Source organism: Pseudomonas batumici, assembly GCF_036585405.1.
GTDB lineage: Bacteria > Pseudomonadota > Gammaproteobacteria > Pseudomonadales > Pseudomonadaceae > Aquipseudomonas > Aquipseudomonas batumici.
This window is the reverse complement of sequence record NZ_CP144470.1, coordinates 2555192-2579733: the sequence shown is the minus strand read 5'-3', so window position 1 is coordinate 2579733 and position 24542 is coordinate 2555192. Positions and strand designations below refer to the sequence as shown.

Annotated in this window: 21 protein-coding genes and 1 pseudogene; 11 read left to right on the top strand and 11 right to left on the bottom strand. The window is 63.5% G+C overall.

The genetic code is table 11. The annotated features are described in order from the left end of the window. The first annotated feature begins 143 nt into the window (after positions 1–143). Positions 144–353, top strand: a complete 210-nt coding sequence (locus NUH87_RS11665; RefSeq protein ID WP_040064728.1) for a cold-shock protein — start codon at positions 144–146, stop codon at positions 351–353. Positions 354–457: 104 nt separating this feature from the next. Here NUH87_RS11665 and NUH87_RS11660 read toward each other — a convergent pair whose 3' ends face one another. The 4 genes from NUH87_RS11660 to NUH87_RS11645 all read right to left on the bottom strand — a co-directional run bounded on the left by NUH87_RS11660 (position 458) and on the right by NUH87_RS11645 (position 5673). Next, entirely contained in the window at positions 458–835 is a 378-nt protein-coding gene (locus NUH87_RS11660; protein WP_338526048.1) for a hypothetical protein, read from the bottom strand. Between the two features lie 85 nt (positions 836–920). Then, the gene (locus tag NUH87_RS11655; RefSeq protein WP_338526047.1) at positions 921–1730 is read right to left on the bottom strand and encodes a putative RNA methyltransferase; all 810 of its coding nucleotides are present in this window, start codon (positions 1728–1730) and stop codon (positions 921–923) included. Continuing rightward, positions 1730–2881, bottom strand: a complete 1152-nt coding sequence (gene dapE, locus NUH87_RS11650) for a succinyl-diaminopimelate desuccinylase (RefSeq protein ID WP_338526046.1) — start codon at positions 2879–2881, stop codon at positions 1730–1732. Before dapE ends, NUH87_RS11655 begins: the two co-directional genes overlap by 1 nt. Before the next feature lie 200 nt (positions 2882–3081). Further along, complete coding sequence (locus tag NUH87_RS11645; protein WP_338526045.1) at positions 3082–5673, bottom strand: glycosyltransferase; 2592 nt, start codon at positions 5671–5673, stop codon at positions 3082–3084. Positions 5674–5936: 263 nt separating this feature from the next. Between NUH87_RS11645 and tcdA the strand changes: the two genes are divergently transcribed. After that, positions 5937–6749 carry a tRNA cyclic N6-threonylcarbamoyladenosine(37) synthase TcdA gene (gene tcdA / locus NUH87_RS11640; RefSeq protein ID WP_338526044.1) on the top strand — a complete coding sequence of 271 codons (813 nt, stop codon included), beginning with the start codon at positions 5937–5939 and terminating at the stop codon, positions 6747–6749. Between the two features lie 3 nt (positions 6750–6752). On the opposite strand, the gene NUH87_RS11635 is transcribed toward tcdA, so the two are convergent. The 4 genes from NUH87_RS11635 to NUH87_RS11620 all read right to left on the bottom strand — a co-directional run bounded on the left by NUH87_RS11635 (position 6753) and on the right by NUH87_RS11620 (position 9955). Continuing rightward, positions 6753–7157: a SufE family protein gene (locus NUH87_RS11635; RefSeq protein ID WP_338526043.1), complete on the bottom strand. Its 405-nt coding sequence runs from the start codon at positions 7155–7157 to the stop codon at positions 6753–6755. Next, positions 7154–8359, bottom strand: coding sequence for a cysteine desulfurase (locus tag NUH87_RS11630; protein ID WP_338526042.1), 1206 nt, complete (start codon positions 8357–8359; stop codon positions 7154–7156). The genes NUH87_RS11635 and NUH87_RS11630 overlap by 4 nt, the downstream gene beginning before the upstream one ends. 153 nt (positions 8360–8512) lie before the next feature. Beyond that, complete coding sequence (dapD, locus tag NUH87_RS11625) at positions 8513–9547, bottom strand: 2,3,4,5-tetrahydropyridine-2,6-dicarboxylate N-succinyltransferase (RefSeq protein ID WP_338526041.1); 1035 nt, start codon at positions 9545–9547, stop codon at positions 8513–8515. Between the two features lie 45 nt (positions 9548–9592). Beyond that, positions 9593–9955: an ArsC family reductase gene (locus NUH87_RS11620; protein ID WP_040064742.1), complete on the bottom strand. Its 363-nt coding sequence runs from the start codon at positions 9953–9955 to the stop codon at positions 9593–9595. Positions 9956–10182: 227 nt separating this feature from the next. On the opposite strand from NUH87_RS11620, the gene NUH87_RS11615 reads away from it, so the two are divergent. Beyond that, positions 10183–11832 carry a Na+/H+ antiporter gene (locus NUH87_RS11615; RefSeq protein ID WP_338526040.1) on the top strand — a complete coding sequence of 550 codons (1650 nt, stop codon included), beginning with the start codon at positions 10183–10185 and terminating at the stop codon, positions 11830–11832. Positions 11833–11839: 7 nt separating this feature from the next. On the opposite strand, the gene dapC is transcribed toward NUH87_RS11615, so the two are convergent. The 3 genes and pseudogenes from dapC to map form a co-directional block, all read right to left on the bottom strand. After that, on the bottom strand, positions 11840–13039 hold the full coding sequence (gene dapC / locus NUH87_RS11610; protein ID WP_338526039.1) for a succinyldiaminopimelate transaminase: 1200 nt from the start codon (positions 13037–13039) through the stop codon (positions 11840–11842). A gap of 36 nt (positions 13040–13075) precedes the next feature. Then, positions 13076–15778, bottom strand: coding sequence for a [protein-PII] uridylyltransferase (locus NUH87_RS11605; protein WP_338526038.1), 2703 nt, complete (start codon positions 15776–15778; stop codon positions 13076–13078). Between the two features lie 57 nt (positions 15779–15835). Then, positions 15836–16617, bottom strand: a pseudogene (gene map, locus NUH87_RS11600) (type I methionyl aminopeptidase). A gap of 395 nt (positions 16618–17012) precedes the next feature. On the opposite strand from map, the gene rpsB reads away from it, so the two are divergent. The 8 genes from rpsB (at position 17013) to rseP (ending at position 24471) form a co-directional block, all read left to right on the top strand. Then, positions 17013–17753, top strand: a complete 741-nt coding sequence (gene rpsB / locus NUH87_RS11595; protein ID WP_040064754.1) for a 30S ribosomal protein S2 — start codon at positions 17013–17015, stop codon at positions 17751–17753. A gap of 189 nt (positions 17754–17942) precedes the next feature. Further along, complete coding sequence (gene tsf / locus NUH87_RS11590; RefSeq protein WP_338526037.1) at positions 17943–18806, top strand: translation elongation factor Ts; 864 nt, start codon at positions 17943–17945, stop codon at positions 18804–18806. Positions 18807–19010: 204 nt separating this feature from the next. Then, a complete protein-coding gene (gene pyrH, locus NUH87_RS11585) occupies positions 19011–19754 on the top strand; it encodes a UMP kinase (RefSeq protein ID WP_338526036.1) in 744 nt (247 codons plus the stop codon). After that, positions 19751–20308 carry a ribosome recycling factor gene (gene frr / locus NUH87_RS11580; protein ID WP_040064758.1) on the top strand — a complete coding sequence of 186 codons (558 nt, stop codon included), beginning with the start codon at positions 19751–19753 and terminating at the stop codon, positions 20306–20308. Before pyrH ends, frr begins: the two co-directional genes overlap by 4 nt. A gap of 16 nt (positions 20309–20324) precedes the next feature. Further along, positions 20325–21080, top strand: a complete 756-nt coding sequence (gene uppS / locus NUH87_RS11575) for a polyprenyl diphosphate synthase (protein WP_338526035.1) — start codon at positions 20325–20327, stop codon at positions 21078–21080. Beyond that, positions 21080–21886, top strand: coding sequence for a phosphatidate cytidylyltransferase (locus NUH87_RS11570; protein WP_040064760.1), 807 nt, complete (start codon positions 21080–21082; stop codon positions 21884–21886). Before uppS ends, NUH87_RS11570 begins: the two co-directional genes overlap by 1 nt. Beyond that, entirely contained in the window at positions 21883–23073 is a 1191-nt protein-coding gene (ispC, locus tag NUH87_RS11565; protein WP_338526034.1) for a 1-deoxy-D-xylulose-5-phosphate reductoisomerase, read from the top strand. The genes NUH87_RS11570 and ispC overlap by 4 nt, the downstream gene beginning before the upstream one ends. A gap of 45 nt (positions 23074–23118) precedes the next feature. Further along, on the top strand, positions 23119–24471 hold the full coding sequence (gene rseP / locus NUH87_RS11560) for a sigma E protease regulator RseP (protein ID WP_338526033.1): 1353 nt from the start codon (positions 23119–23121) through the stop codon (positions 24469–24471). Positions 24472–24542: the final 71 nt, after the last annotated feature.

The following is a 24542-nucleotide window of genomic DNA, read 5'->3' as shown; positions in this document are numbered from 1 at the left end:
GATTGAGAGTTTTTTGACCTGCCCTATACTCAGTGGTTCGCCATGAGCAGTAAGAACCATCCGCACGGTATGACGTTCTGGCGACAGCGCATGAAGGGCTCGTCGAGCCGGGCCCCCACAATAACAAGACGGAGTACGGATTCATGGCAACTCGCGAGACAGGCAATGTGAAGTGGTTCAACGACGCCAAGGGTTACGGTTTCATTCAGCGTGAAGGCGGTGCGGATGTGTTTGTGCACTACCGCGCGATTCGTGGCGAAGGCCATCGCTCCCTGGCGGAAGGGCAGCAGGTGGAGTACGCGGTGGTGGAAGGCCAGAAGGGCTTGCAGGCCGAGGATGTGGTGGGGCTGTAACGCTGCGGACCCTCTTGACCCTTGACTGATCATTAGGGGCACGCGGTCTTTGTGGGAGCCGGCAAGCCGGCTCTCACAGGTGCGGTGTGACCGGCAAGCCCGGTTCAGGCCGTACGCCAGGTGATCTCTTCTTCGCCATCGGCGCTGATGCGGATCCAGCGATCGGCGCTTTCCTCGCCTTCTTCCTCGACCCAACTCCCCGGCGCGCAGCGCACTTCCACGTTCAGCGCGGCAAAGGCGGCGCGGGCGCAGGCAATGTCGTCGTCCCAGGGAGTCTGGTCGCTTTCCAGGTACAGGCTGTTCCATTTGCCCACGGCCTTGGGCAGCCAGGTCACCGGCACGCCGCCGGCCTTGCATTTCCAGGTCTGGCCTTTCTGGGTCCAGTCGCTGCACGGGCCCAGCGCGGCGCCGAGCCAGGCGGCCACGGCCTTGTGATCGACGTCGTCGTCCTTGAGGTAAATCTCGATATCGGGCTGGCGCATGGAGGTCCTCGCTGCGGCTGTTCGAAAAATCCATTCGCGGATTTTCTCGGCCTTGAACCCGTGTTCAAGGCCATGAAGAGTGGGTTTATTGTAAAACGAAGTAATCGTAGCGCATCGACACGCTGACCTCGAACGGCTCCGGCTGCTCGATGACCTGCGCCCGGCGCTCGGCACTGGCACGCCAGCCGTGAGGGGTCATGGCCAGGAGATTCGCCCGGTCCTGGGCGCTGGCCAGGCTCAGTTTGAACTCCAGCACCTCGCTGTGCTCCAGCGCCATGCCCGATGGCACCAACGCCAGGTGTTTGTCGTCGGTGTACTCGCGCACCTTATCGTACAGACGTTCGCGCAGTTCCATCAGATGACCGCTGGTCGGCCCGACTTTCATCAGGCCGCCACCGGGGCTCAGCAGGCGTTTGGCTTCCTGCCAGTCCAGCGGGCTGAACACGCTGGCGATGAACTGGCAGCTGGCATCGGCCAACGGCACCCGCGCCATGCTGGCGATCAACCAGGTCAGTCGCGGGTTGCGCCGGCAGGCACGCTTGACCGCCTCGCGGGAAATGTCCAGCGCGTAGCCGTCGGCCTCGGGCAGGGCTTCGGCGAGCTGGGCGGTGTAGTAACCCTCGCCGCAGCCGATATCGACCCAGCGTCCCGGCGCGCGTTCGGCGGCCAGCGCCGCCAGGCGTCGGGCCACCGGCGCGTAGTGGCCGGCGTTGAGGAAGTCACGCCGGGCCTCGACCATGGCCTGGTTGTCGCCCGGGTCGCGGCTGTTCTTGTGCTGGACCGGCAGCAGGTTCAGGTAACCCTGGCGTGCCCGGTCGAAACGATGCCCGAGCGGACAGGCCACGCCGTTGTCGACCGCGCCCAGGGGCGCGCTGCAGAGAGGGCAGGTGAGCATCAGGCGAGCAACTTGATCAGGGTCTGGTAGTAGATTTCGGTCAGCACGTCGAGGTCGCTGGCCAGGACCCGCTCGTTGACCTGGTGGATGGTCGCGTTGACCGGGCCCAGCTCGACCACCTGGGTACCGAGGGTGGCGATGAAGCGTCCGTCGGAGGTGCCGCCGCTGGTGGAGGCCTGGGTCTCGCGCCCGGTGACGGCCTTGATGCTCGCCGACACCGCATCGAGCAGCGCCCCCGGCTCGGTCAGGAACGGCAGGCCGGACAGCGCCCATTCCACATGCCAATCCAGGCCGTGCTTGTCGAGGATGGCTGCGACCCGCTGTTGCAGGCCTTCGACCGTGGACTCGGTGGAGAAACGGAAGTTGAACAGCGCCACCAGCTCGCCGGCGATCACGTTGGTCGCGCCGGTGCCCGAGTTGAGGTTGGAAATCTGGAAGCTGGTAGGCGGGAAGAAGGCGTTGCCGTCGTCCCAGTGCTCGGCGGCCAGTTCGGCCAGGGCCGGGGCGGCCAGGTGGATCGGGTTTTTCGCCAGGTGCGGGTAGGCGACATGGCCCTGCACTCCGCGCACGGTGAGGCGGGCGCCGAGGGAGCCGCGGCGGCCGTTCTTCACCACGTCACCCACCAGGGTAGTGCTCGACGGTTCGCCGACGATGCACCAGTCCAGGCGCTCGTTACGCGCGGCCAGGCGCTCGACCACGGCCTTGGTGCCGTGATGGGCCGGGCCCTCTTCGTCGCTGGTGATCAGGAAGGCGATCGAGCCCTTGTGGTTCGGGTAGTCGGCGACAAAGCGCTCGCTGGCGACCACCATCGCCGCCAGGCTGCCTTTCATGTCGGCCGCGCCGCGCCCGCAGAGCATGCCGTGTTCGTCGATCAGCGCATCGAACGGATCGTTCTGCCAGGCCTGCACGGGACCGGTGGGCACTACGTCGGTGTGACCGGCGAAGCACAGCACCGGGCCTTCATGCTGGCCATGGGTGGCCCAGAAGTTGTCGACGTCTTCGATGCGCATGGGCTCGAGCTTGAAACCGGCATCGCCCAGGCGCTGCATCATCTGCTTCTGGCAGTCGGCATCGACCGGGGTCACGGAAGGGCGGCGGATCAGGTCGCAAGCGAGTTGCAGGGTCGGCGAAAGGTCGGCGTGGGCCGTCATGGGAAAGCTCCGGTGCTTTTTTGTAGGAGCGAGCTTGCTCGCGAAGGTCATCAGGGCGCCGAGGGTGTCAGGTGCCCAGCGTTATCGTTGACGTCCATCGCGAGCAAGCTCGCTCCTACAGGGGTAGAGGCGCGCAAAGGGGGGATATCTTAAAGCAAAACGGCGGCCCGCAGGCCGCCGTTTCGTGCAATGCGTCGCGTTTAGGCGACCGCTGCTGGCTCCGGCTCGCCGGCCGGTTTCGGCAGCGAGGAGACGAACGCCATGATCAGCGCCGCCACGTACGGCAGCGACTGCACCAGCAACATGACCACCCAGAAGCGCATGTCGTTGCTCGGCAGGCCCTGCACCAGGAAGATCCCCAGCGCCGCGGCCCACAACAGCAGCATGATGAACATCTCTTCCCGGGCTTCCGAAATCGCCACCCAGAAACCGTGGTTATCGGCGTTCTTCGGTGTGCGGAAGAACGGGATGCTGCTGGTGAAGAAACCGTACAGCACCGCCTTGGCGATGGTGTGGGACAAGGCCAGGCCCGCCAGCGCGGCGGCGAAGGCATCCTTCATGTTGACCCCGACCGCGCGGCGGTAGAGGAACAGGATCTTGCCGACCTTGAACACGAACAGCGCCAACGGCGGGATGGCGAAGATCATCAGCGGCGGATCGACCCGTTGCGGCACGATGATCATCGCGGATGACCAGAGCAGGGCACCGACGGTGAAGAAGATGTTCATGCCGTCGGCGACCCACGGCAGCCAGCCCGCGAGGAAGTGATAGCGCTGGCCGCGGGTCAGCTCGGTGTCCTTGCCGCGCAGGAGGCTGGCGGTGTGCCGCTTGATGATCTGGATCGCCCCGTAGGCCCAGCGGAAACGCTGTTTCTTGAAGTCGATGAAGGTATCGGGCATCAGGCCCTTGCCGTAGCTTTCGTGGTGATACGCCGCCGACAGGCCTTTTTCGAAGACCCGCAGGCCCAGCTCGGCGTCTTCGCAGATGCACCAGTCGGCCCAGCCCAGTTCTTCCAGGACCGAACGGCGGGTCATGGTCATGGTGCCGTGCTGGATGATCGCGTCACGGTCGTTGCGGGTGACCATGCCGATATGGAAGAAGCCCTTGTATTCCGAATAGCAGAGCTTCTTGAAGGTGCTTTCGTTCTGGTCGCGGTAGTCCTGGGGCGACTGCACGATGGCGATCTTCGGATCGGCGAAGTGCGGCACCATGTGCTTGAGCCAGTTGCGGTCGACACAGTAGTCCGAGTCGATCACCGCGATGACTTCGGCGTCCTTGGCGGTATGCGGGATCAGGTAGTTCAGCGCACCGCCCTTGAAGCCGGCCAGTGGCGCAACGTGGAAGAAGCGGAAGCGCGGGCCGAGGGTCTCGCAGTAGGCCTGCACCGGTTCCCAGACCGCCGGGTCCTTGGTGTTGTTGTCGATGATCAGGACTTCGTAGTCCGGGTAATCGAGGGCCGCCAGGGCGTCGAGGGTCTGCTTGACCATCTCCGGCGGCTCGTTGTAGCACGGCACGTGGATCGAGACTTTCGGCCGGTAGTCCGAGTCGCCTTCCACCGGCAGGAATTCACGACGGCGCTTGTGGGTCCAGACCGCCTCGGCCAGTTCGTGGGCCTCGGTCAGCAGGACGATGAACACGCCCAGGGCGCCGACGGCCAGCAGGAAGCCTACCGTCAGGCTGAACCAGGTGCTGTATTGCTGGCTGTAGTCGTAGCCGATCCACACCAGCACCGAACCGCAGAGGAACGCGATAAAGGTCAGGAAGGTCCGGCCGCGCTGGCGCAGGGCCGAGCCGTCGATCATCAGCAGGGTCAGCGAGAGCAGTGCCAGCACCACCGAGCCGATGGCCAGTACGCGCCATTGCGGGATCGCCACCACCGGGCCTTCGAAGTTGAACTTCTGTTGGCGCGCGGCGTTGAACACGCCCCAGTAGGCGCCCACCGAGCCTTCGTCGTCAGCCTTCCACGGCTGGTCGAACGCTTCGATCACGAAGTAGTTGAAGCCCTGGCGGTTCAGCTTGTTGACCAGGGTCCGCAGGTAAATGGCCTGGTCGGCCGGGGTCGCATCGGCACCGCCACGCATGCGGCCGTTGCTCGGCCAGCCCACTTCCGACAGCAACAGGGGCTTTTTCGGGAACATGCGCTTGAGTTCGCGGGCGCGGTCCAGCACGAACTGGCCGGCCTTGTCCATCGGGATGAATTCCCAGTAGGGCAGGATGTGCGCGGCGATCAGGTCGACGTGCTTGACCAGCTCCGGGTTCTTTTCCCAGATATGCCACTGTTCGGAGGTGGTCACCGGCACCTTGACGGCTGCGCGCACGCGGTCGAGCAGCACGCCGAGTTCCTTGGCGGTGATTTCCTTGCGGAAGATCGCCTCGTTGCCGACCACCACCCGCACCACACTGCGGCTGCTGTTGGCCAGTTCGATGGCGCGGGTGATTTCACGCTCGTTGCGTTCCTGGTCCGGGCTGATCCAGATCCCCAGGGTCACCCGCAGGCCGAACTCTTCGGCGAGCTTGGGAATGTCCTGGAGGGTACCGTCGACCGAGTAGATACGGATGTTGTCGGTCAGCTTGCTGATGATCTCCAGGTCGCGACGCATTTCATCGTCGGTCGGGTACTGCTGTTTCTGCGGGAATTGTCCCTGCTGGAACGGCGAGTAGGAGAAGCCGGCAATCTGCTCGGGCCAGTCAGGCGCCGAAACCGGGCGGTTGATCAACGCCCAGAAACCGGTGAATAGTGCGGCGATTGCCAACACCACGACCAGGTTGAGTCCAAATTTACGCGATGGCATAGGTATTTCGGGTTCCGAAAAGGGCTAGAACAGGGAACGGAGCGGCGCGCATCCTACACTTGCTATCCGTCGACCGTACAGCACCGCAGGTGCGAGCAGATATTGGGCAATGGCGCAGGGTTTAAGTTCTTTCCTGAATTGTTGTAGCGCTATTCTCGTCAAAACGTTGTGATTTAGCGTTCGTCGGTAGCCATTCATAGGCTAAGGCTGCCCGCCGCCGGCGCCGGGCCCTATAATGCGCGCCGGTTTTTTGGGTAATGGTCATGAGTGCAGAAGATCCGCGGTTTGCCGGCGTCGCCCGGTTGTATGGCATTGAAGGTCTGGAACGGCTGAAGGCCGCCCATGTGGCGATCGTCGGTATCGGCGGTGTCGGCTCCTGGGCCGCCGAAGCCATTGCCCGTTGCGGTGTCGGCGAGATTTCGCTGTTCGACCTGGACGATGTCTGCGTCAGCAACAGCAACCGTCAGTTGCATGCCCTGGACAGCACCGTGGGCCGGCCCAAGGTCGAGGTCATGGCCGAACGCCTGAAGGGCATCAACCCGGAGTGCCGGGTCCACGCGGTGAGCGATTTCGTCACCCGCGAGACCATGGCCGAGTACATTACCCCGGATATCGACTGTGTGATCGACTGCATCGACAGCGTCAATGCCAAGGCGGCGCTGATCGCCTGGTGCAAGCGGCGCAAGATCCAGATCATCACCACCGGCGGCGCCGGTGGGCAGATCGATCCGACGCTGATCCAGGTGTGCGACCTGAATCGTACGTTCAATGATCCGCTGGCCTCGAAAGTGCGCTCGACCTTGCGCCGCGACTATGGTTTTTCGCGCACGGTGACCCGCCATTACAGCGTGCCTTGTGTGTTTTCCACCGAGCAACTGCGCTATCCGAAGCCCGATGGCAGCATTTGCCTGCAGAAAAGTTTTGTCGGCGACGGGGTGAAACTGGACTGCGCCGGTGGTTTCGGCGCGGTGATGATGGTCACGGCGACCTTCGGCATGGTGGCGGCGACCAAGGCGGTGGACAAGATCGTTGCGGGCATGCGCCGGCCCGCGGATCGGCTCAAGCCGCAGGCTTGAGGGTTATTGGGTCAATTCACGCATGCGCTGCAGCACGGCATTCAGCCCATTGCTGCGTGACGGCGACAGTTGCCGGGACAGCCCGAGCTGATTGAACCAGTCCGGCAGGTCGACCTGCTGCAATTCGTCGGCGCTCAAGCCATTGACCCGCACCAGCAACAGCGCCACCAGCCCGCGAATCAAGCGGGCATCGCTGCTGGCAGCAAACTGCCACTGACCATCGTGCAACCGACCGGTCAACCACACCTGGCTTTCGCAGCCATGCACGCGGTTGGCCTCGGTCCGCTCGGCGTCGCTCAAGGGCGGCAAGCGCTCGCCCCATTGCATCAGCAGGCGCGCCCGTTGTTCCCAACCCGCGAGGTGACGGAAGCTCTCCAGGACCGACAGCGCCTCATCGGGCAGGCTCATCGCAACAACTCCAGGGCTTGATCCAGAGCCTCGAAAAACCGCTCCAGGTCGTCGGAGTCGTTGTACAGCCCCAGCGATACGCGGATTGCGCCCGCCAGCCCGAGCTGTTTCATCAGTGGCATTGCGCAGTGGTGCCCGGCCCGGACGGCAATCCCCTGTTCGGTCAGCAGGTGCGCCAGATCGGCGTTGTGCACGTCGTCGACGATGAAACTGGCCAGGGCCAGTTGCGGTTCGCCCAGCAGGCGGATGCCCTTGCGCACCTGCAAGCCTTGCAACAGGTGGGCGTGCAGCGCCGCTTCGTGGGCCGAGACGGCCAGCTGGTCGAGGCCGGCCAGGTAGTCGAGGGTCGCGCCGAGGCCGATCACGCCGGCAATCGGTGGTGTCCCGGCCTCGAAGCCCAGCGGGGCGGGGCGGAAACTGGCTTGCTGGTAGTCCGCGTCCAGCACCATCTCGCCGCCGAACTGCCAGTGCCGCAGTTGGCGGAAGGCGGCATGACGGCCATAGAGCACGCCGACGCCATCGGGGCCGTAGAGCTTGTGGCTGGAAAATACATAGAAATCGCAGCCCAGAGCCTGCACGTCGTGGCGCCCGTGAACCACGCCCTGGGCGCCGTCGACCACGGTCAGGGCGTTGAACGAGCGGGCCAGGGCCAGCAAGTCTGGCAACGGTTGCCAGGCACCGAGCACATTGGAGAGCTGGCTGAGCGCCAGCAACCGGGTCCGTGGACCGATCAACTGGCGGGCGGCGTTTAGGTCGATCAGGCCGCTGGCGTTGATCGGCAGGACGACAAGCCGCAGCCCTCGCCGTTGTGCCAGTTGCTGCCAGGGCAGCAGGTTGGCGTGATGCTCCAGGGCGCTGATGACAATCTCGTCGCCGGGTTGGAAAACGGCTTCCAGGCCATAGGCCAGGAGGTTCAATGCCGAGGTGGCGCCGTGGGTGAAGACGATCTGTCCGCTATCGCCTGCATTGAGCCACTGGCCGACCTTGCTCCGGCTGTCCTCGAAGGCCTGGGTGGCGTGGGCGCCGGGCAGGTGCTGGGCACGGTGCACATTGGCCGCACCGTTGCTGTAATAGTGCGCCAGGGCATCGATCAGCGCCTGGGGCTTCTGGGTGGTGGCGGCGCTGTCCAGGTAGACCTGGTCCTGCCGTTGCAGGGCGGCGATGGCCGGGAAATCGGCGCGCCAGGGAGAAGCTATCAACATGGTGTTCGGCCCTGGTGAGCGTGGGCGGGGGCGCAAAACCTGTAGGAGCAGAGCTTGCTCGCGATGAACTCGGGGCACCGTGGTGTTTCAGGTGCCCTGCGTTATCGTTGACGTCCATCGCCGGCAAGCCGGCTCCTACAACAGCAATCCTGCTTAGTTATGCGCGTGCAGGGCTTCGTTCAGCTCGATGGCCGACTTGTGGGTCTTGCATTCCACCGCGCCGGTTTCCGAGTTGCGACGGAACAGCAGGTCCGGCTGGCCGGCCAGCTCGCGGGCCTTGAGCACCTTGACCAACTGGTTGTTCTCGTCGAGCAGCGCCACCTTGGTACCGGCGGTCACGTACAGGCCCGATTCCACGGTGTTGCGGTCGCCCAGCGGAATGCCGATACCGGCGTTGGCACCGATCAGGCAGCCTTCGCCGACCTTGATGACGATGTTGCCGCCACCGGACAGGGTGCCCATGGTCGAGCAGCCGCCGCCCAGGTCCGAACCCTTGCCGACGAACACGCCGGCCGAAACACGGCCTTCGATCATCCCCGGGCCTTCGGTGCCGGCGTTGAAGTTGACGAAACCTTCGTGCATCACGGTGGTGCCTTCGCCGATGTAGGCGCCCAGGCGAATACGCGCGCTGTCGGCGATACGCACGCCGCTCGGGACCACGTAGTCGGTCATTTTCGGGAACTTGTCCACCGAGAACACTTCCAGCAACTCGCCACGCAGGCGCGCTTCCAGTTGATGCGCGGCCAGTTCCGACAGGTCGATGGCGCCCTGGCTGGTCCAGGCCACGTTCGGCAGCAGCGGGAACACGCCCGCCAGGCTCAGGCCGTGGGGCTTGACCAGGCGATGGGAGAGCAGGTGCAGCTTGAGGTAGGCCTCGGGGGTGGAGGTCAGCTGGACATCTTCGGCCAGCAGGGTCGCGACCAACGGCTTGTGGCTTTCGGCCAGGCGGGTCAGCAGGGCGGCCTGGGTGGCGTCGACGCCCTTCAGGGCCTCGGCCAGTTGCGAAGCCTGGGTGGTGCTGAAGGCGATCGCCTGGTTGCCGCCGGTGTAGCCGAGGATCGGCGCGATGGCGGCGACCAGGTCGGCCGCAGGCTGGATCAGGGGTTGGGCGTAGAACACCTCCAGCCAGGCACCTTGACGATTCTGGGTGCCAACGCCGAAGCCCAGGCTGAACAGAGTAGTGGACATGCAGTTACCTCTTGCGAAATGAGTGGGGGCCTTGAGCGCTCTGGCTCAGTTGAGGGCCGCCGCATAGCTATCTGGCTTGAAGCCAATCAGGGTTCGGTCACCGAGATCAAGCACCGGGCGCTTGATCATCGAGGGTTGTGCCAGCATCAGTTCAATCGCCTTCGCCTGGTCGAGATCGGCTTTGCGTTCGTCGTCGAGTTTGCGGAAGGTGGTTCCGGCGCGGTTCAGCACCACTTCCCAGCCGTGCTCGTTGCACCACTGGGTCAGGTGTTCGCGGTCGATGCCGGCGGTCTTGTAGTCATGGAACGCGTAGGGCACGGCCTGCTCGTCGAGCCAGGTGCGGGCCTTCTTCATGGTGTCGCACGCCTTGATTCCGAAAAGGTGCAACGTTTTGCTCGAAGCGGTCACAGCAATTGCCTCCCCTTTGGAGATACGCGGGATGAAAGGTGAAAGATTATGCCATGACCGAGCGGTTTCGGCGTCGATGGCTGTTCTTTAGTCGCGTGCGGTTACATCTTTCCTGGCCGCCTGCGACTTTCGTGCAACGCCCGGGCGGCAGCTTAAGCGGCTAATATGGCACTTCGAAGGCAAGCCGTTGCCTGAGATGTGTGGTTGATCGATTGGGAATGCCTTTTATGCAGACGGCCTACACCGTCCTGATTCTGTTGATGCTGGTGGGCGTCTCGCGTTTGCTCTGGCGGGTGATCCCGCTGCCGCTGCCGTTGGTCCAGATTGCCGCCGGGGCGGTACTGGCCTGGCCGAGCCTGGGCCTGCATGTGGCGCTGGATCCGGAATTGTTTCTGTTCCTGTTTCTGCCGCCGTTGCTGTTTTCCGATGGCTGGCGCATGCCCAAGCGTGAGCTGTGGCGCCTGCGCGGGCCGGTCCTGACCCTGGCCGTGGGGCTGGTGTTGTTCACGGTGGTCGGCGCCGGCTGTTTCATTCACTGGTTGTTGCCGGCTATCCCCTTGCCGGTGGCGTTTGCCCTGGCCGCGGTGTTATCACCGACCGATGCGGTGGCGGTGTCTGCGATCTCCCAGAACCGCCTGCCGACACCGCTGATGCATATGCTCCAGGGTGAGGCGCTGATGAACGATGCGTCGGGCCTGGTGACCTTCAAGTTCGCCCTGGCGGCGGCCGTGACCGGTGCGTTCTCCCTGGCCAATGCGAGCCTGACCTTTGTCCTGGTCGCCGTGGGTGGCCTGGCGGTCGGTGTGGCGCTGAGCTGGCTGGTGGGGCGTTTTCGGCTGTGGATGATCGCTCGCGGCTGGGACGATCCGGCGACCCACGTGGTGTTCATGCTGCTGTTGCCGTTCGCCGCCTATGTGTTGGCCGAGCGCCTGGAGGTTTCGGGGATTCTGTCGGCGGTGGCGGCGGGGATGATGCAGAGCTGGCTCGACCTGTTGCCGCGCCAGACCAGCACCCGGCTGCTCAACCGCAGTGTCTGGTCGCTGCTGGAGTTCGCCTTCAACGGGTTGATCTTCCTGCTGCTGGGCCTGCAGCTGCCGGATATCGTCGAGGCGGTTGCCAGCCATGCGACCTCGTTGTGGCCGACCTTGCTGTACCGCGGGCTGGAGGTGCTGGCGATCTTCCTGGCGCTGGTGGCGTTGCGGTTTGTCTGGGTGCACAGCATCTGGCGCTTGTCGGAGCTGTTGCGCTACTGGCGTGGCAAAGACCAATTGTCGGGGCTGCCCAAGGCGCGCTCCTGCTGGTTGCTGACCGTGGGTGGCGTGCGCGGCGCGGTGACGCTGGCGGGTGTGATGTCGGTGCCGCTGCTGATCGCGCCCGGGGCGGACTTTCCCGAGCGTGACTTGCTGGTTTTCATTGCCGCGGGGGTGATCCTGCTGTCGTTGGCGACGGCCAGTATTGCCCTGCCGCTGCTGTTGCGCGAGTTGCCGAAGCGTTCGGATGACCGGCATCGCGGCGAAGTGCGCGAGGCCTGGAAGAGAACCGCCGAGGCGGCGATCCATGTGCTGGAGGCCGAGGAGCTGGGCGCGCAGCAGGACACGGCTCAGGATGCGGCCCAGGCGGCGTTGGCGACCGAGTTGAAAGCGCGGTTGATGGCCGAGTACCGGCATCAGTTGGAGGTGTTCAACGACTCCGCCGAGGCCCAGGCGCTGGCGTTGCAGATGGACCTGCTGGAACGCCGCTTGCGCTTGACGGCGCTGCGGGCGCAGCGCCTGGAGTTGTACCGGCTCAGTCGCCAGCACCAGATCGGTGACGATGTGTTGCGCGAGGTGCTGGCGGAGCTGGACCTGAGCGAGGCGAATCTGGGGGCGGTGAAGTAACCGAGGGTTACTGGCGGCGCAGGATGAACGAGCGAATCCGCTCCGCGGCCTCGACACACTCGGCCAGTGGTGCAACCAGCGCCATGCGCACACGGCCGGCCCCCGGATTGACGCCGTCCACCTCGCGGGACAGGTAGGAACCCGGCACCACGGTCACGTGTTCCTCGGCAAACAGATCACGGCAGAACGCCGTATCGTCGCCTTGCACCTTCGGCCACAGGTAGAAGCTGCCGTCCGGGCGCTGCACATCCAGCACCGGCGCCAGGATCTCCAGCACCGCATCGAACTTCTCCCGATACAGCGCACGGTTGGCCCGCACGTGCACTTCGTCGTTCCAGGCGGCCACGCTGGCCAGTTGGGTCTGCACCGGCATCGCGCAGCCGTGGTAGGTGCGATACAGCAGGAAGGCCTTGAGGATATCGGCGTCGCCGGCGGCGAAGCCCGAACGCAGCCCTGGCAGGTTGGAGCGCTTGGACAGGCTGTGGAACACCACGCAACGCGCAAAGTCCTTGCGGCCCAGGGCCACGCAGGCGCTGAGCAGGCCCGGCGGCGGGGTCTGTTCGTCGAAGTACAGTTCGCTGTAGCACTCGTCGGCGGCGATCACGAAGTCATGCTCGTCGGCCAGGGCGATCAGCTTCTTCAGGGTCTCCAGCGGGATCAGCGCCCCGGTCGGGTTGCCGGGCGAGCACAGGAACAGGATCTGGCAGCGCTGCCAGATCTCGGTCGGCACCGCGTCGAAGTCCGGGTTGAAGCCGTTCTCGTCCAGGCACGGCAGGTAGTGCGGCTTGGCCCCGGCCAGGAAGGCCGCGCCTTCGTAGATCTGATAGAACGGGTTGGGGCTGACCACCAGCGCGTCGTCGCCACGGTTGACCACGGTCTGGGTGAAGGCGAACAGCGCCTCGCGGGTGCCGTTGACCGGCAGCACATGGCGCGCCGGGTCGATCCAGCCGCTCGGCACGCCGAAACGCCGTTCGCACCAGGCACCGATGGCTTCACGCAGGGCCGGTACGCCGAGGGTGGTCGGGTAGACCGCCATCTTCTCCAGATTGGCGGTCAGGGCCTCGGCGACGAACGTCGGCGAGCGGTGCTTCGGTTCACCGATGGACAGGGCGATCGGCCGCTTGTCCGCGTTCGGTGTCACGCCGCCCAGCAGGGCGCGGAGTTTCTCGAAAGGGTAGGGCTGCAACTGGTTCAGGGCGTTGTTCATCGGTAACGGTGCTCGCTTCATTCAGGTGTCTGCGCGTCAGATACTCAGGCGCATCGTTTCAAGGGGCGGTTCGGCGTCGACGCTCAGTTGTTCGACGATGGCGTCCTGCAATCGGCTGCACAGCTGCGGGTCGGACAGCGGTTGGTTGTCGGCGTCGGTAATGAAGAACACGTCTTCCACCCGCTCGCCCAAGGTGGCGATCTTGGCGTTCTGCAGCGACAGGTCGAACTCCAGGAAAATCTTGCCGATGCGCGCCAGCAGTCCGGGGCGATCCGGCGCGCTCAGCTCCAGCACCGTGACCGGCCGCTGGGCGTCGTTGTGGATGGTGACCTGGGGCGCAAAGGCGAAGTGCTTGAGCTGGCGCGGTACCCGGCGCTGGATGATGGTCGGGTAGTCGTCCGGGTTGCGCAGGGCTCCGCTCAGGCCGTCGCGGATCTGCTTGACCCGTTTCGGGTTGTCGCCGATGGAACCGCCGTCGTTGTCCAGCACGATGTAGGTGTCGAGGGTGAACTGGCTGCTGGAGGTGATGATCCGGGCGTCGTGGATGTTCAGGTTGAGCTGGTCCATCGCGGCCACGGTCACGGCGAAGAAGTCGTGCTGGTCCGGGGCGTAGATGAAGATCTGCGTGCCGCCTTCGAACTCGCGCTGGGTGGTTTCCTTGATCAGCACCAGCGGGCCGCCATCGGCCGGCTGCTGCAGGATCGCGTCGCTGTGCCAGGCCACGTCGCCGGCGGTGTGGCGCAGGAAGTAGTCGTCGCCCAGCTGCGACCAGAGCTGTTCGACATCGTCCGGGTCGGTGCCGGCGCGCACCAGGATGTCCAGGGCGGCGCTCTGGGTCTGGCGGATCTGCTCCTCGCGGTCCACCGGGTTTTCCAGGCCACGGCGCAGGGCGCGCTTGGTCTCGGTGTAGAGCTGGCGCAACAGGCTGGCGCGCCAGGAGTTCCACAGGCTCGGGTTGGTGGCGTTGATGTCGGCGACGGTCAGCACGTACAGGTAGTCCAGGTGCACCTGGTCACCGACGGTCTGGGCGAAGTCATGGATCACCTGCGGGTCGGAGAGGTCCTTGCGCTGGGCGGTGGTGGACATCACCAGGTGGTTCTGCACCAGCCAGACGATCAGGCGGGTGTCCCACGCCGGCAGGTGGTGGCGCGCGCAGAAGGCCTCGGCATCCACCGCGCCGAGTTCCGAATGGTCGCCGTGACGGCCCTTGCCGATATCGTGGTAGAGCCCGGCCATGTAGATCAGTTCCGGCTTGGGCAGCTTGGCCATGAGCTTGGCGGCCAGCGGGAATTTCTCGGAAACCTGGGTGTACTGCAGTTTGCGCAGGTGCTTGATCAGGTTCAGGGTATGGGCGTCGACCGTATAGATGTGGAACAGGTCGTGCTGCATCTGCCCGACGATGTCGCCGAACTCCGGCAGGTAGCGCCCGAGGAGGCCGTAGCGGTTCATCCGGCGCAGGTTGCGGTGGATGCCGATCTTGCACTTGAACAGCTCGATGAACAGGCTGGTGTTGCGGATATCGTGGCGGAAGTCGTCGTCGATCAGATGGCGGTTTTCCCGCAGCAGACGGATGGTGTCGGCGCGCACGCCCTTGATTTCCGGCTGCTGGGCCATCAGCACGAAAATTTCCAGCATGGCGAACGGCGTGCGCCGGAAGACGTTGGGGTTGCTCGCCTCGATGTAGCCGTCGTGCAGCTGGAAGCGCGAGTTCAAGGGCTGCGGCGGCGCTTCGTCTTCCGGGGCGAGGATGATTTCCTCGAAGTGCTGGATGATCAGGTCGCTGAGCTGGGCGATGCTCATGACCACCCGGTAATACTGCTGCATGAAGTTTTCGACGGCCTGCTTCGCATCGTCGCCCTTGAAACCGAGGAGCCCGGCGATGACGCGCTGGTGGTCGAACAGCAGGCGGTCCTCGGCGCGTCCGGCGAGCATGTGCAGGGCGTAGCGGACTTTCCAGAGGAATTCCTGGGACGAGGCCAGCAGGGCGTTTTCGCTCTCCACCAGAAAGCCTTCGCCGGCCAGGGCCCGCAGGTTCAGGGTGCCGTACTGGCGCCGGGCGACCCAGAGAATCGTCTGGATGTCCCGCAGGCCGCCGGGCGAACCCTTGACGTTGGGTTCCAGGTTGTATTCGGTGTCGTTGTACTTGTGGTGCCGGGCCTTCTGTTCGGCACTCTTGGCCAGGAAGAAGTCCTTGCTCGGCCACATGTGCGCCGTGCTGGTGACGTCGAGCATGCGCAGGCGCAGGTGCTCGGGGCCGGCGACGGTGCGGCTTTCCATCAGGTTGGTGATGACCGTGAGGTCGGCCCGGGCCTCTTCGGCGCACTCGTCGACCGAGCGCACGCTCTGGCCGACTTCCAGGCCGATGTCCCAGAGCAGGGTCAGGAAGCGCTCGATGGAGTCGCGAAAGATCTCGTGATCGTCGTTGTCGAGCAGGATCAGCAGGTCGATGTCCGAGTAGGGGTGCAGCTCGCCGCGACCGTAGCCGCCGACCGCCACAAGGGCGATGTCGGCGTCTTCGCTCCAGCTGAACTGATCCCAGGCCTGTTGCAGGATGTTATCGACGAACCAGGCGCGGTCTTCGATCAGACGGCGGATATCGCGGCCGATGCGAAAGCGCTCGTCGAGCACTTCGCGGGCCTGGCGAATGGCTTTCTTGAAGGCGGCGATGGGGCTGGCCTTCAGCGCCAGTTCCGCCTGGAACTGGCCGCGGTCGAAGAGTTCGGGGTCCACCTGCGGCATCGATTGGCTTTCCTTGAGGTCTATAGGCGTTCTATATAAAGCGGCAGGTGCAAGGGATCAGGCCGAGACGCGGGGGATGGTTTCATCGCTGCGCAGGGTGAAGATCTCGTAGCCGGTGTCGGTGACCAGCAGGGTGTGCTCCCACTGGGCCGACAGCTTGCGGTCCTTGGTGATCGCGGTCCAGCCGTCACCCAGCACCTTGGTGTCGGCCTTGCCCTGGTTGATCATCGGCTCGATGGTGAAGGTCATGCCGGCCTTGAGTTCCATGCCGGTGCCGGCGCGGCCGTAGTGGAGGATCTGCGGTTCTTCGTGGAACACCTTGCCGATGCCGTGGCCACAGAACTCGCGAACCACCGAGAAACCGTTCTTTTCCGCGTGCTTCTGGATGATTTCGCCGATGTCGCCCAGGCGGCAGCCGGGCTTGACGATCTCGATGGCCTTGTACATGCATTCCTGGGTGACCTGCGACAGGCGTTCGGCCCAGACCGGCACGTTGCCGACGTGGAACATCTTGCTGGTGTCGCCGTGGTAGCCGTCCTTGATCACGGTCACGTCGATGTTCACGGTGTCGCCGTCCTTGAGCGCCTTGTCGCTCGGGATGCCGTGGCAGACCACGTGGTTGACCGAGGTGCAGATCGACTTCGGGAAACCCTTGTAGTTGAGCGGGGCGGGAATGGCCTGCTGCACGTTGACGATGTAGTCGTGGCAGATACGGTCCAGTTCCTCGGTGGTGACGCCGGGCTTGACGTATTCACCGATCATTTCCAGCACATCGGCAGCCAGGCGGCCAGCGACACGCATTTTTGCGATGTCCTCGGGGTTTTGAGGGTGACGGTCATACAGGCTCTCTTTCTACGCGCCGGGCGCGAATAAACACGAAGTGGGACTGAAATGGCGGTGCCGCGACGGCCGGCCGGGGTTTTCAGCCCCTTGATAGCGCGATTCTACCAGACGGACGGGGTAAACCATGAGCGTCCGGCCATCGCTTCTCTCTATGGGGTGGGGCCATTCTGGCCTGAATCCGGGGCGCGCGCAAAAGCCCGGAGCGGGAAATGCGAATGCGGGTTTCGTTTTGGGCGTTGCTGTGGTATAAAATGCGCCGCTTTCCGGGGATAGCCCCGTGAAGCTTAAATCCACACACGTGTCGACACGATGACCTGGGTGCCTTCAGCTGATGCTGCTGGTTGGTCATTGGGATACGTGGAGGCCAAACCCGACTTATCAAGGAACTATCATGTCCCAAGTCAACATGCGCGATATGCTGAAGGCCGGTGTGCACTTCGGTCACCAGACCCGTTACTGGAACCCGAAAATGGGCAAGTACATTTTCGGCGCGCGTAACAAGATCCACATCATCAACCTTGAAAAAACCCTGCCGATGTTCAACGAAGCTCTGACCTTCGTAGAGCGCCTGGCCCAGGGTAAAAACAAGATTCTGTTCGTCGGCACCAAGCGTTCCGCCGGCAAGATCGTTGCTGAAGAAGCAGCACGTTGCGGTTCGCCGTACGTCGATCACCGCTGGTTGGGCGGCATGCTCACCAACTTCAAGACCATCCGTGCTTCCATCAAGCGTCTGCGTGACCTTGAAGTACAAGCCGAAGACGGTACTTTCGCCAAGCTGACCAAGAAAGAGGCGCTGATGCGCACTCGCGATCTGGAAAAGCTGGATCGTTCGCTGGGTGGTATCAAGGACATGGGCGGTCTGCCTGACGCACTGTTCGTGATCGACGTTGACCACGAGCGCATCGCGATCACCGAAGCCAACAAGCTGGGCATCCCGGTCATCGGCGTAGTCGATACCAACAGCAGCCCGGAAGGCGTTGACTACATCATCCCAGGCAACGATGACGCCATTCGCGCCATCCAGCTGTACATGGGTTCGATGGCTGACGCTGTGATCCGCGGTCGCAACAACGTTGCCGGTGGCACCGTCGAGTTCGCTGCTGAAGAAGCACCGGTCGCTGCAGCTGAGTAATTGACGCCCTGGCGTTGACTCAGTAAGCAAAAAGGGGGCTTGGCCCCCTTTTTGCCACCTCGAAAACCGTTTGTCGGTGGTGCCGCTACAGCCTTTGTAATGTGCAGCCGCTACAACGGGGTCGGGAAGAATTGAACGCCCGTTCGATCGGGTGGAATGGTTGATAACCTATCCAAGAGGAATTTTGAAATGGCAGAGATTACTGCAGCGTTGGTCAAAGAACTGCGCGAGCGTACCGGCGAAGGCATGATGGACTGCAAGAAAGCCTTGACCAAGGCTGGCGGCGACATCGAGAAAGCCATTGATGACATGCGTGCTTCGGGTGCCATCAAGGCCGCCAAGAAAGCCGGCAACATTGCCGCTGAAGGCGCGATCGCCATCAAGGGCGACGGCACGGCTGCCGTGATCCTGGAAGTGAACTCGCAGACCGACTTCCTGGCTCTGCAGGACGACTTCAAGGCTTTCGTTGCTGCCAGCGTTGAAAAAGCTTTCGCTGACAAACTGACCGACGCAGCTCCGCTGATCGCGGCTCAAGAGCCGGCGCGTGAAGCCCTGGTTGCCAAAGTAGGCGAAAACGTCAACATCCGTCGCCTGGCTCGTATCGAAGGTGACGTGGTCGGCGCTTACCTGCACGGCAACAAGATCGGTGTGGTTGTGGCCCTCAAAGGCGGCAACGAAGAGCTGGCCAAAGACGTTGCCATGCACGTTGCGGCGACCAACCCTGAGTTCCTGCTGCCATCGCAGGTTTCCGCTGAAGCCATCGAACGCGAAAAAGGCGTTTTCCTGAGCCTCAACGAAGACAAGATCAAAGGCAAGCCAGCTGAAATCGTTGAAAAAATGGTCGGCGGCCGTATCAGCAAGTTCCTGGCCGAAGCCAGCCTGGTTGAGCAAGCTTTCGTCAAGAACCCGGAAGTCACCGTCGGTGCCCTGGTCAAGAAAGAAGGCGCTGAAATCGTTTCCTTCACTTACTTCAAGGTAGGTGACGGCATCGAGAAGCCAGTCGACAACTTCGCTGAAGAAGTGGCTGCTCAAGTGGCTGCCAGCAAGCAATAAGACGGTTTTCAACTGTCGACCCAAGAGGCTGCCCGCTTACGCGCGCAGCCTCTTTTCAAATGGGAGGAGAGGTTTCTCTTCTTTCTTTCGGAACCGGTTTACAAAGTCGTGTTCTGATGGCGCAGTAGTAGCGCCAAGCTAGAGTAAGCGCAGGCTGCAAACAGCTCGCAAGATTTTTTTAAAACGCCGCAGGAGAGATTCGCAATGGCTCAGCAGGGCAGTGGTTATCAAGCTCGCTATAAACGCATTCTACTCAAACTTAGCGGCGAGGCCCTGATGGGCTCGGAAGAGTTCGGGATCGACCCGAAGGTTCTGGATCGCATGGCGCTGGAAGTCGGCCAACTGGTCGGCATCGGTGTACAGGTCGGTCTGGTGATCGGTGGCGGCAACCTGTTCCGCGGCGCCGCCTTGAGTGCCGCCGGGATGGATCGCGTCACCGGCGATCACATGGGCATGCTGGCCACTGTGATGAACGCGCTGGCGATGCGCGACGCGCTGGAACGTGCGAATATCTCTGCCATCGTGATGTCGGCTATTTCCATGGTCGGTGTGACCGATCACTATGATCGCCGCAAGGCCATGCGCCACCTCAACGGCAAGGAAGTGGTGATTTTCGCGGCCGGCACCGGCAATCCGTTCTTCACCACGGATTCGGCGGCCTGCCTGCGTGCGATCGAAATCGATGCCGATGTGGTGCTCAAGGCGACCAAGGTCGATGGCGTTTATACCGCGGACCCATTCAAAGACCCGCATGCCGAGAAGTTCGATCATCTGACCTACGATGAAGTGCTGGATCGCAAGCTGGGTGTCATGGACCTCACCGCTATCTGCCTGTGCCGCGACCACAAGATGCCGCTGCGCGTATTTAACATGAACAAGCCCGGCGCCCTGCTGAACATCGTGCATGGCGGCGCTGAAGGAACTCTGATCGAGGAAGGCGAACAATGATCAACGAAATCAAGAAAGACGCTCAAGAGCGCATGAAGAAGTCCCTGGAGTCCCTGGCCCACGCGTTTGGCCGGATTCGTACCGGGCAGGCTCACCCGAGCATCCTGGAGGGCGTGATGGTGCCTTATTATGGCGCGGACACCCCGATCAAGCAGGTGGCCAACATCACCGTCAAGGACGCACGCACCCTGCAGGTCGTGGCGTTCGAGCGCAACATGCTCGGTGCCGTGGACAAGGCGATCGGCAGTGCGGGCCTGAACCTCAATCCGACCAACCTGGGCGAACTGCTGCTGATCTCGATGCCGGCGCTGACCGAAGAGACCCGTCGTGGTTTCACCAAGCAGGCGCGTGAAGAGGCGGAAAACGCTCGCGTTGCCGTGCGCAATATCCGTCGCGACGTGCTCGGCGACCTGAAGGACCTGGTCAAGGAAAAAGAGATCAGTGAAGACGAAGAGCGTCGTGCGGCTGACGATATCCAGAAGCTGACCGACAAGTTCGTGGCGGAAATCGAAGTGGCCGTGAAGCAAAAAGAAGCGGACCTGATGGCCGTATAAGGGTCAGGACGTTTTCATGGAAAAGACCAAGCAGGCTGTGCCGTCCGCGGTGCCGCGCCATGTTGCGATCATCATGGACGGCAATAACCGTTGGGCGAAGAAACGCTTTTTGCCCGGTGTTGCCGGGCACAAGGCTGGCGTCGACGCGGTGCGCGCCGTCATTGAAGTGTGTGCCGAGGCCGGGGTCGAGGTATTGACCCTGTTCGCGTTCTCCAGCGAGAACTGGCAGCGCCCCGCCGATGAAGTCAGTGCCTTGATGGACCTGTTCTTCAAGGCGTTGCGCCGCGAGGCCAAGCGTCTCAACGAAAACAATATCAGCCTGCGGATCATTGGCGACCGCTCGCGCTTCCACCCTGAGTTGCAGGCGGCCATGCGCGAGGCGGAAGCGGCGACGGTCGGCAGCAATCGCTTCATTCTGCAGATCGCCGCCAACTACGGCGGGCAATGGGATATCGCCCAGGCGGCCCAGCGCCTGGCCCGTGAGGTGCAGGCCGGGCACCTGCGTCCGGACGATATTACCCCGCAACTGCTGCAGACGTGCCTGGCGACCGGCGACCTGCCGTTGCCGGACCTGTGTATCCGCACCGGTGGCGAGCATCGCATCAGCAATTTCCTGCTGTGGCAGCTGGCGTATGCCGAGCTGTATTTCTCCGACCTGTTCTGGCCGGACTTCAAACACGAGGCCATGCGCACCGCGCTGGCTGATTTTGCTTCCCGCCAGCGTCGTTTCGGTAAAACGAGCGAACAGGTCGAAGCGGGAGCCCGGGTTTAATGCTCAAGCAACGCATCATCACGGCACTCATCCTCCTGCCGATTGCCTTGTGCGGGTTCTTCCTGCTCGAAGGTGCCGGCTTTGCGCTGTTCATCGGCCTGGTCGTCACCCTCGGCGCCTGGGAATGGGCGCGCCTGGCGGGGTTCGAGGCGCAGCCGGCCCGGGTGGGCTATGCGGCGCTGGTCGCGGTGCTGCTGTTCTTCATGTACATACTGCCCACCCTGGCACCCTGGGTGTTGGGGGCGGCGGTGTTGTGGTGGGGCCTGGCGGCATTCCTGGTGCTGACCTATCCGCGTACCAGCGTCCACTGGTCGACGACCGCCAGCAAGCTGGTGATCGGCTTCCTGATCCTGTTGCCGGCCTGGCAGGGGCTGATCCTGATCAAGCAGGAGCCGTTGGGCAACTGGCTGATCATGGCGGTGATGATCCTGGTGTGGGGCGCGGATATCGGTGCCTACTTTTCCGGCAAGGCCTTCGGCAAGCGCAAGCTGGCACCGTCGGTCAGCCCGGGCAAGAGCTGGGAAGGCGTCTACGGCGGCCTGGTCGTGAGCCTGGTGATCACCGCGGTGGTCGGGATCGTGCGCGGCTGGGGTGCGGGGCAGATGATTGCCAGCCTGCTGGGCGCGGCGCTGATCGTGGTGATCTCGGTGGTCGGTGACCTGACCGAGAGCATGTTCAAGCGCCAGTCGGGGATCAAGGACAGCAGCCATCTGCTGCCCGGACATGGCGGTATCCTCGATCGCATCGATAGCCTGACGGCGGCCATTCCGACCTTCGCCGTGCTCCTGTGGATCGCCGCATCGTGAGCCGGCCACAGCAGGTTACCGTGCTGGGCGCCACCGGCTCCATCGGCTTGAGCACCCTGGATGTCATCGCGCGCCATCCGCAGCGTTACCAGGCCTTTGCCTTGAGCGGTTTCAGCCGGCTGGCGGAGCTGTTCGCCCTGTGCGTGCGGCATCGCCCTCGTTACGCGGTGGTGCCTGAGGCGGCCGCGGCCCGTGGCCTGCAGGCGCAATTACGCGAAGCCGGCCTGGCGACCGTCGTGCTGGTGGGCGAGGCGGGGCTGTGCCAGGTCTCGGCCGATCCCGAGGTCGACGCGGTGATGGCGGCGATCGTCGGCGCGGCCGGCTTGCGTCCGACCCTGGCGGCGGTCGAGGCGGGCAAGAAGATCCTGCTGGCCAACAAGGAAGCGCTGGTGATGAGCGGCGCGCTGTTCATGCAGGCGGTGCGCAAGAGCGGTTCGGTGTTGCTGCCGATCGACAGCGAGCACAATGCGATTTTCCAGTGCCTGCCCCAGGATCATGCCCGCGGCCTGGCGGCGGTCGGTGTGCGCCGGATTCTTCTGACGGCCTCCGGCGGCCCCTTCCGACAAACGCCGCTGGAGGCATTGGCCGGTGTCACCCCCGAGCAGGCCTGTGCCCATCCCAACTGGTCGATGGGGCGCAAGATCTCGGTCGACTCGGCGAGTATGATGAACAAGGGCCTGGAACTGATCGAGGCGTGCTGGCTGTTCGATGCCAAGCCCGCCCAGGTCGAGGTGGTGGTCCACCCGCAGAGCGTGATCCACTCGCTGGTCGATTATGTCGACGGTTCGGTGCTGGCGCAGTTGGGCAACCCGGACATGCGCACGCCGATCGCCAATGCCCTGGCCTGGCCTGAGCGCATCGACTCCGGGGTGGCGCCGCTGGACCTGTTTGCCGTGGCGCGGCTGGATTTCGAGGCGCCGGACGAGCAGCGCTTTCCCTGCCTGCGTCTGGCCCGCGAGGCCGCCGAAGCCGGTGGCAGTGCGCCGGCGATGTTGAATGCGGCCAATGAAGTGGCGGTGGCGGCATTTCTTGAACGGCGCATCCGCTACCTCGAGATCGCGAGTATCATCGAAGAGGTGTTGAATCTGGAGCCGGTGGTCGCGGTCAATGAACTCGACGCGGTATTCGCGGCAGACGCCAAGGCTCGGGCCCTGGCTGAACAGTGGCTCAGTCGCCACGGGCGCTGAATCTGCCTTCGGGCCTGTCGGCACCTGGGATTGCGGAGAAAGTAAATGAGCGCGCTCTATATGATAGTCGGCACCCTGGTGGCCCTGGGCGTGCTGGTGACCTTCCACGAGTTCGGCCACTTCTGGGTGGCCCGTCGTTGCGGTGTCAAGGTCCTGCGTTTTTCCGTGGGCTTCGGCATGCCGCTGCTGCGTTGGCATGATCGCCACGGTACCGAGTTCGTGGTAGCCGCCATTCCGTTGGGCGGCTACGTGAAAATGCTCGACGAGCGCGAGGCTGAAGTACCGCCGCATCTGCTCGACCAGGCGTTCAACCGCAAGTCGGTCCGCCAGCGTATCGCGATCGTGGCTGCCGGCCCGATTGCCAACTTTCTCCTGGCTATCGTGTTTTTCTGGGTCCTGGCGATGCTGGGCAGCCAGCAGGTGCGTCCGGTCATCGGTGCCGTGGAAAGCGGCAGCCTGGCCGAGAGGGCTGGGCTGAGCAGTGGTCAGGAAATTGTCGCCATCGATGGCGAGCCCACCACCGGCTGGGGCGCGGTCAACCTTCAACTCGTGCGGCGCCTGGGGGAGAGCGGCACCTTGCAGTTGCGGGTCCGTGAGCCCGGCACCACGGCCGACTCGCCGCGCGAACTGGCGCTGGATCACTGGTTGAAAGGGGCCGATGAGCCCGATCCGATCAAGGCCCTGGGGATTCGTCCTTGGCGTCCGGCGCTGCCGCCGGTGCTGGCCGAACTCGATCCGAAAGGCCCGGCCCAGGCCGCCGGCTTGCGGACCGGCGACCGTCTGCTGGCCCTGAATGACCAGTCCCTGAACGATTGGCAGCAGGTGGTGGATTGGGTCCGTGTACGTCCTGATACCAAAATTGTGCTGCGCGTCGAGCGCGATGGTGCTCAAATCGACGTCCCGCTGACCCTGGCCAGCCGTGGCGCCGGCAAGGCGGCGAGCGGTTACCTGGGAGCGGGGGTCAAGGCGGTGGATTGGCCGCCGGAGATGGTCCGTGAAGTGAGTTACGGTCCCCTGGCCGCCATTGGCGAGGGCGCACGACGCACCTGGACCATGAGCGTCCTGACCCTGGACTCGCTGAAGAAAATGTTGTTCGGCGAGCTCTCGGTAAAAAACTTGAGCGGACCGATAACCATTGCTAAAGTGGCGGGCGCTTCGGCCCAGTCGGGCGTCGCTGACTTCCTGAATTTCCTGGCTTATCTGAGTATCAGCCTCGGGGTTCTGAATTTGTTGCCCATCCCGGTACTGGATGGGGGGCATTTGCTGTTTTATCTGATCGAGTGGGCGCGTGGTCGTCCCTTGTCGGATCGGGTGCAAGGTTGGGGGATGCAGATCGGGATCAGTTTGGTGGTTGGGGTGATGTTGCTTGCCCTGGTCAACGATCTGGGTCGACTGTAACGCTTCGCGAAAAAATTGCGAATCTGCCGCATTGTGCGGCAGTTTGTTCATTGCCAGTTGGAATAAGAAAG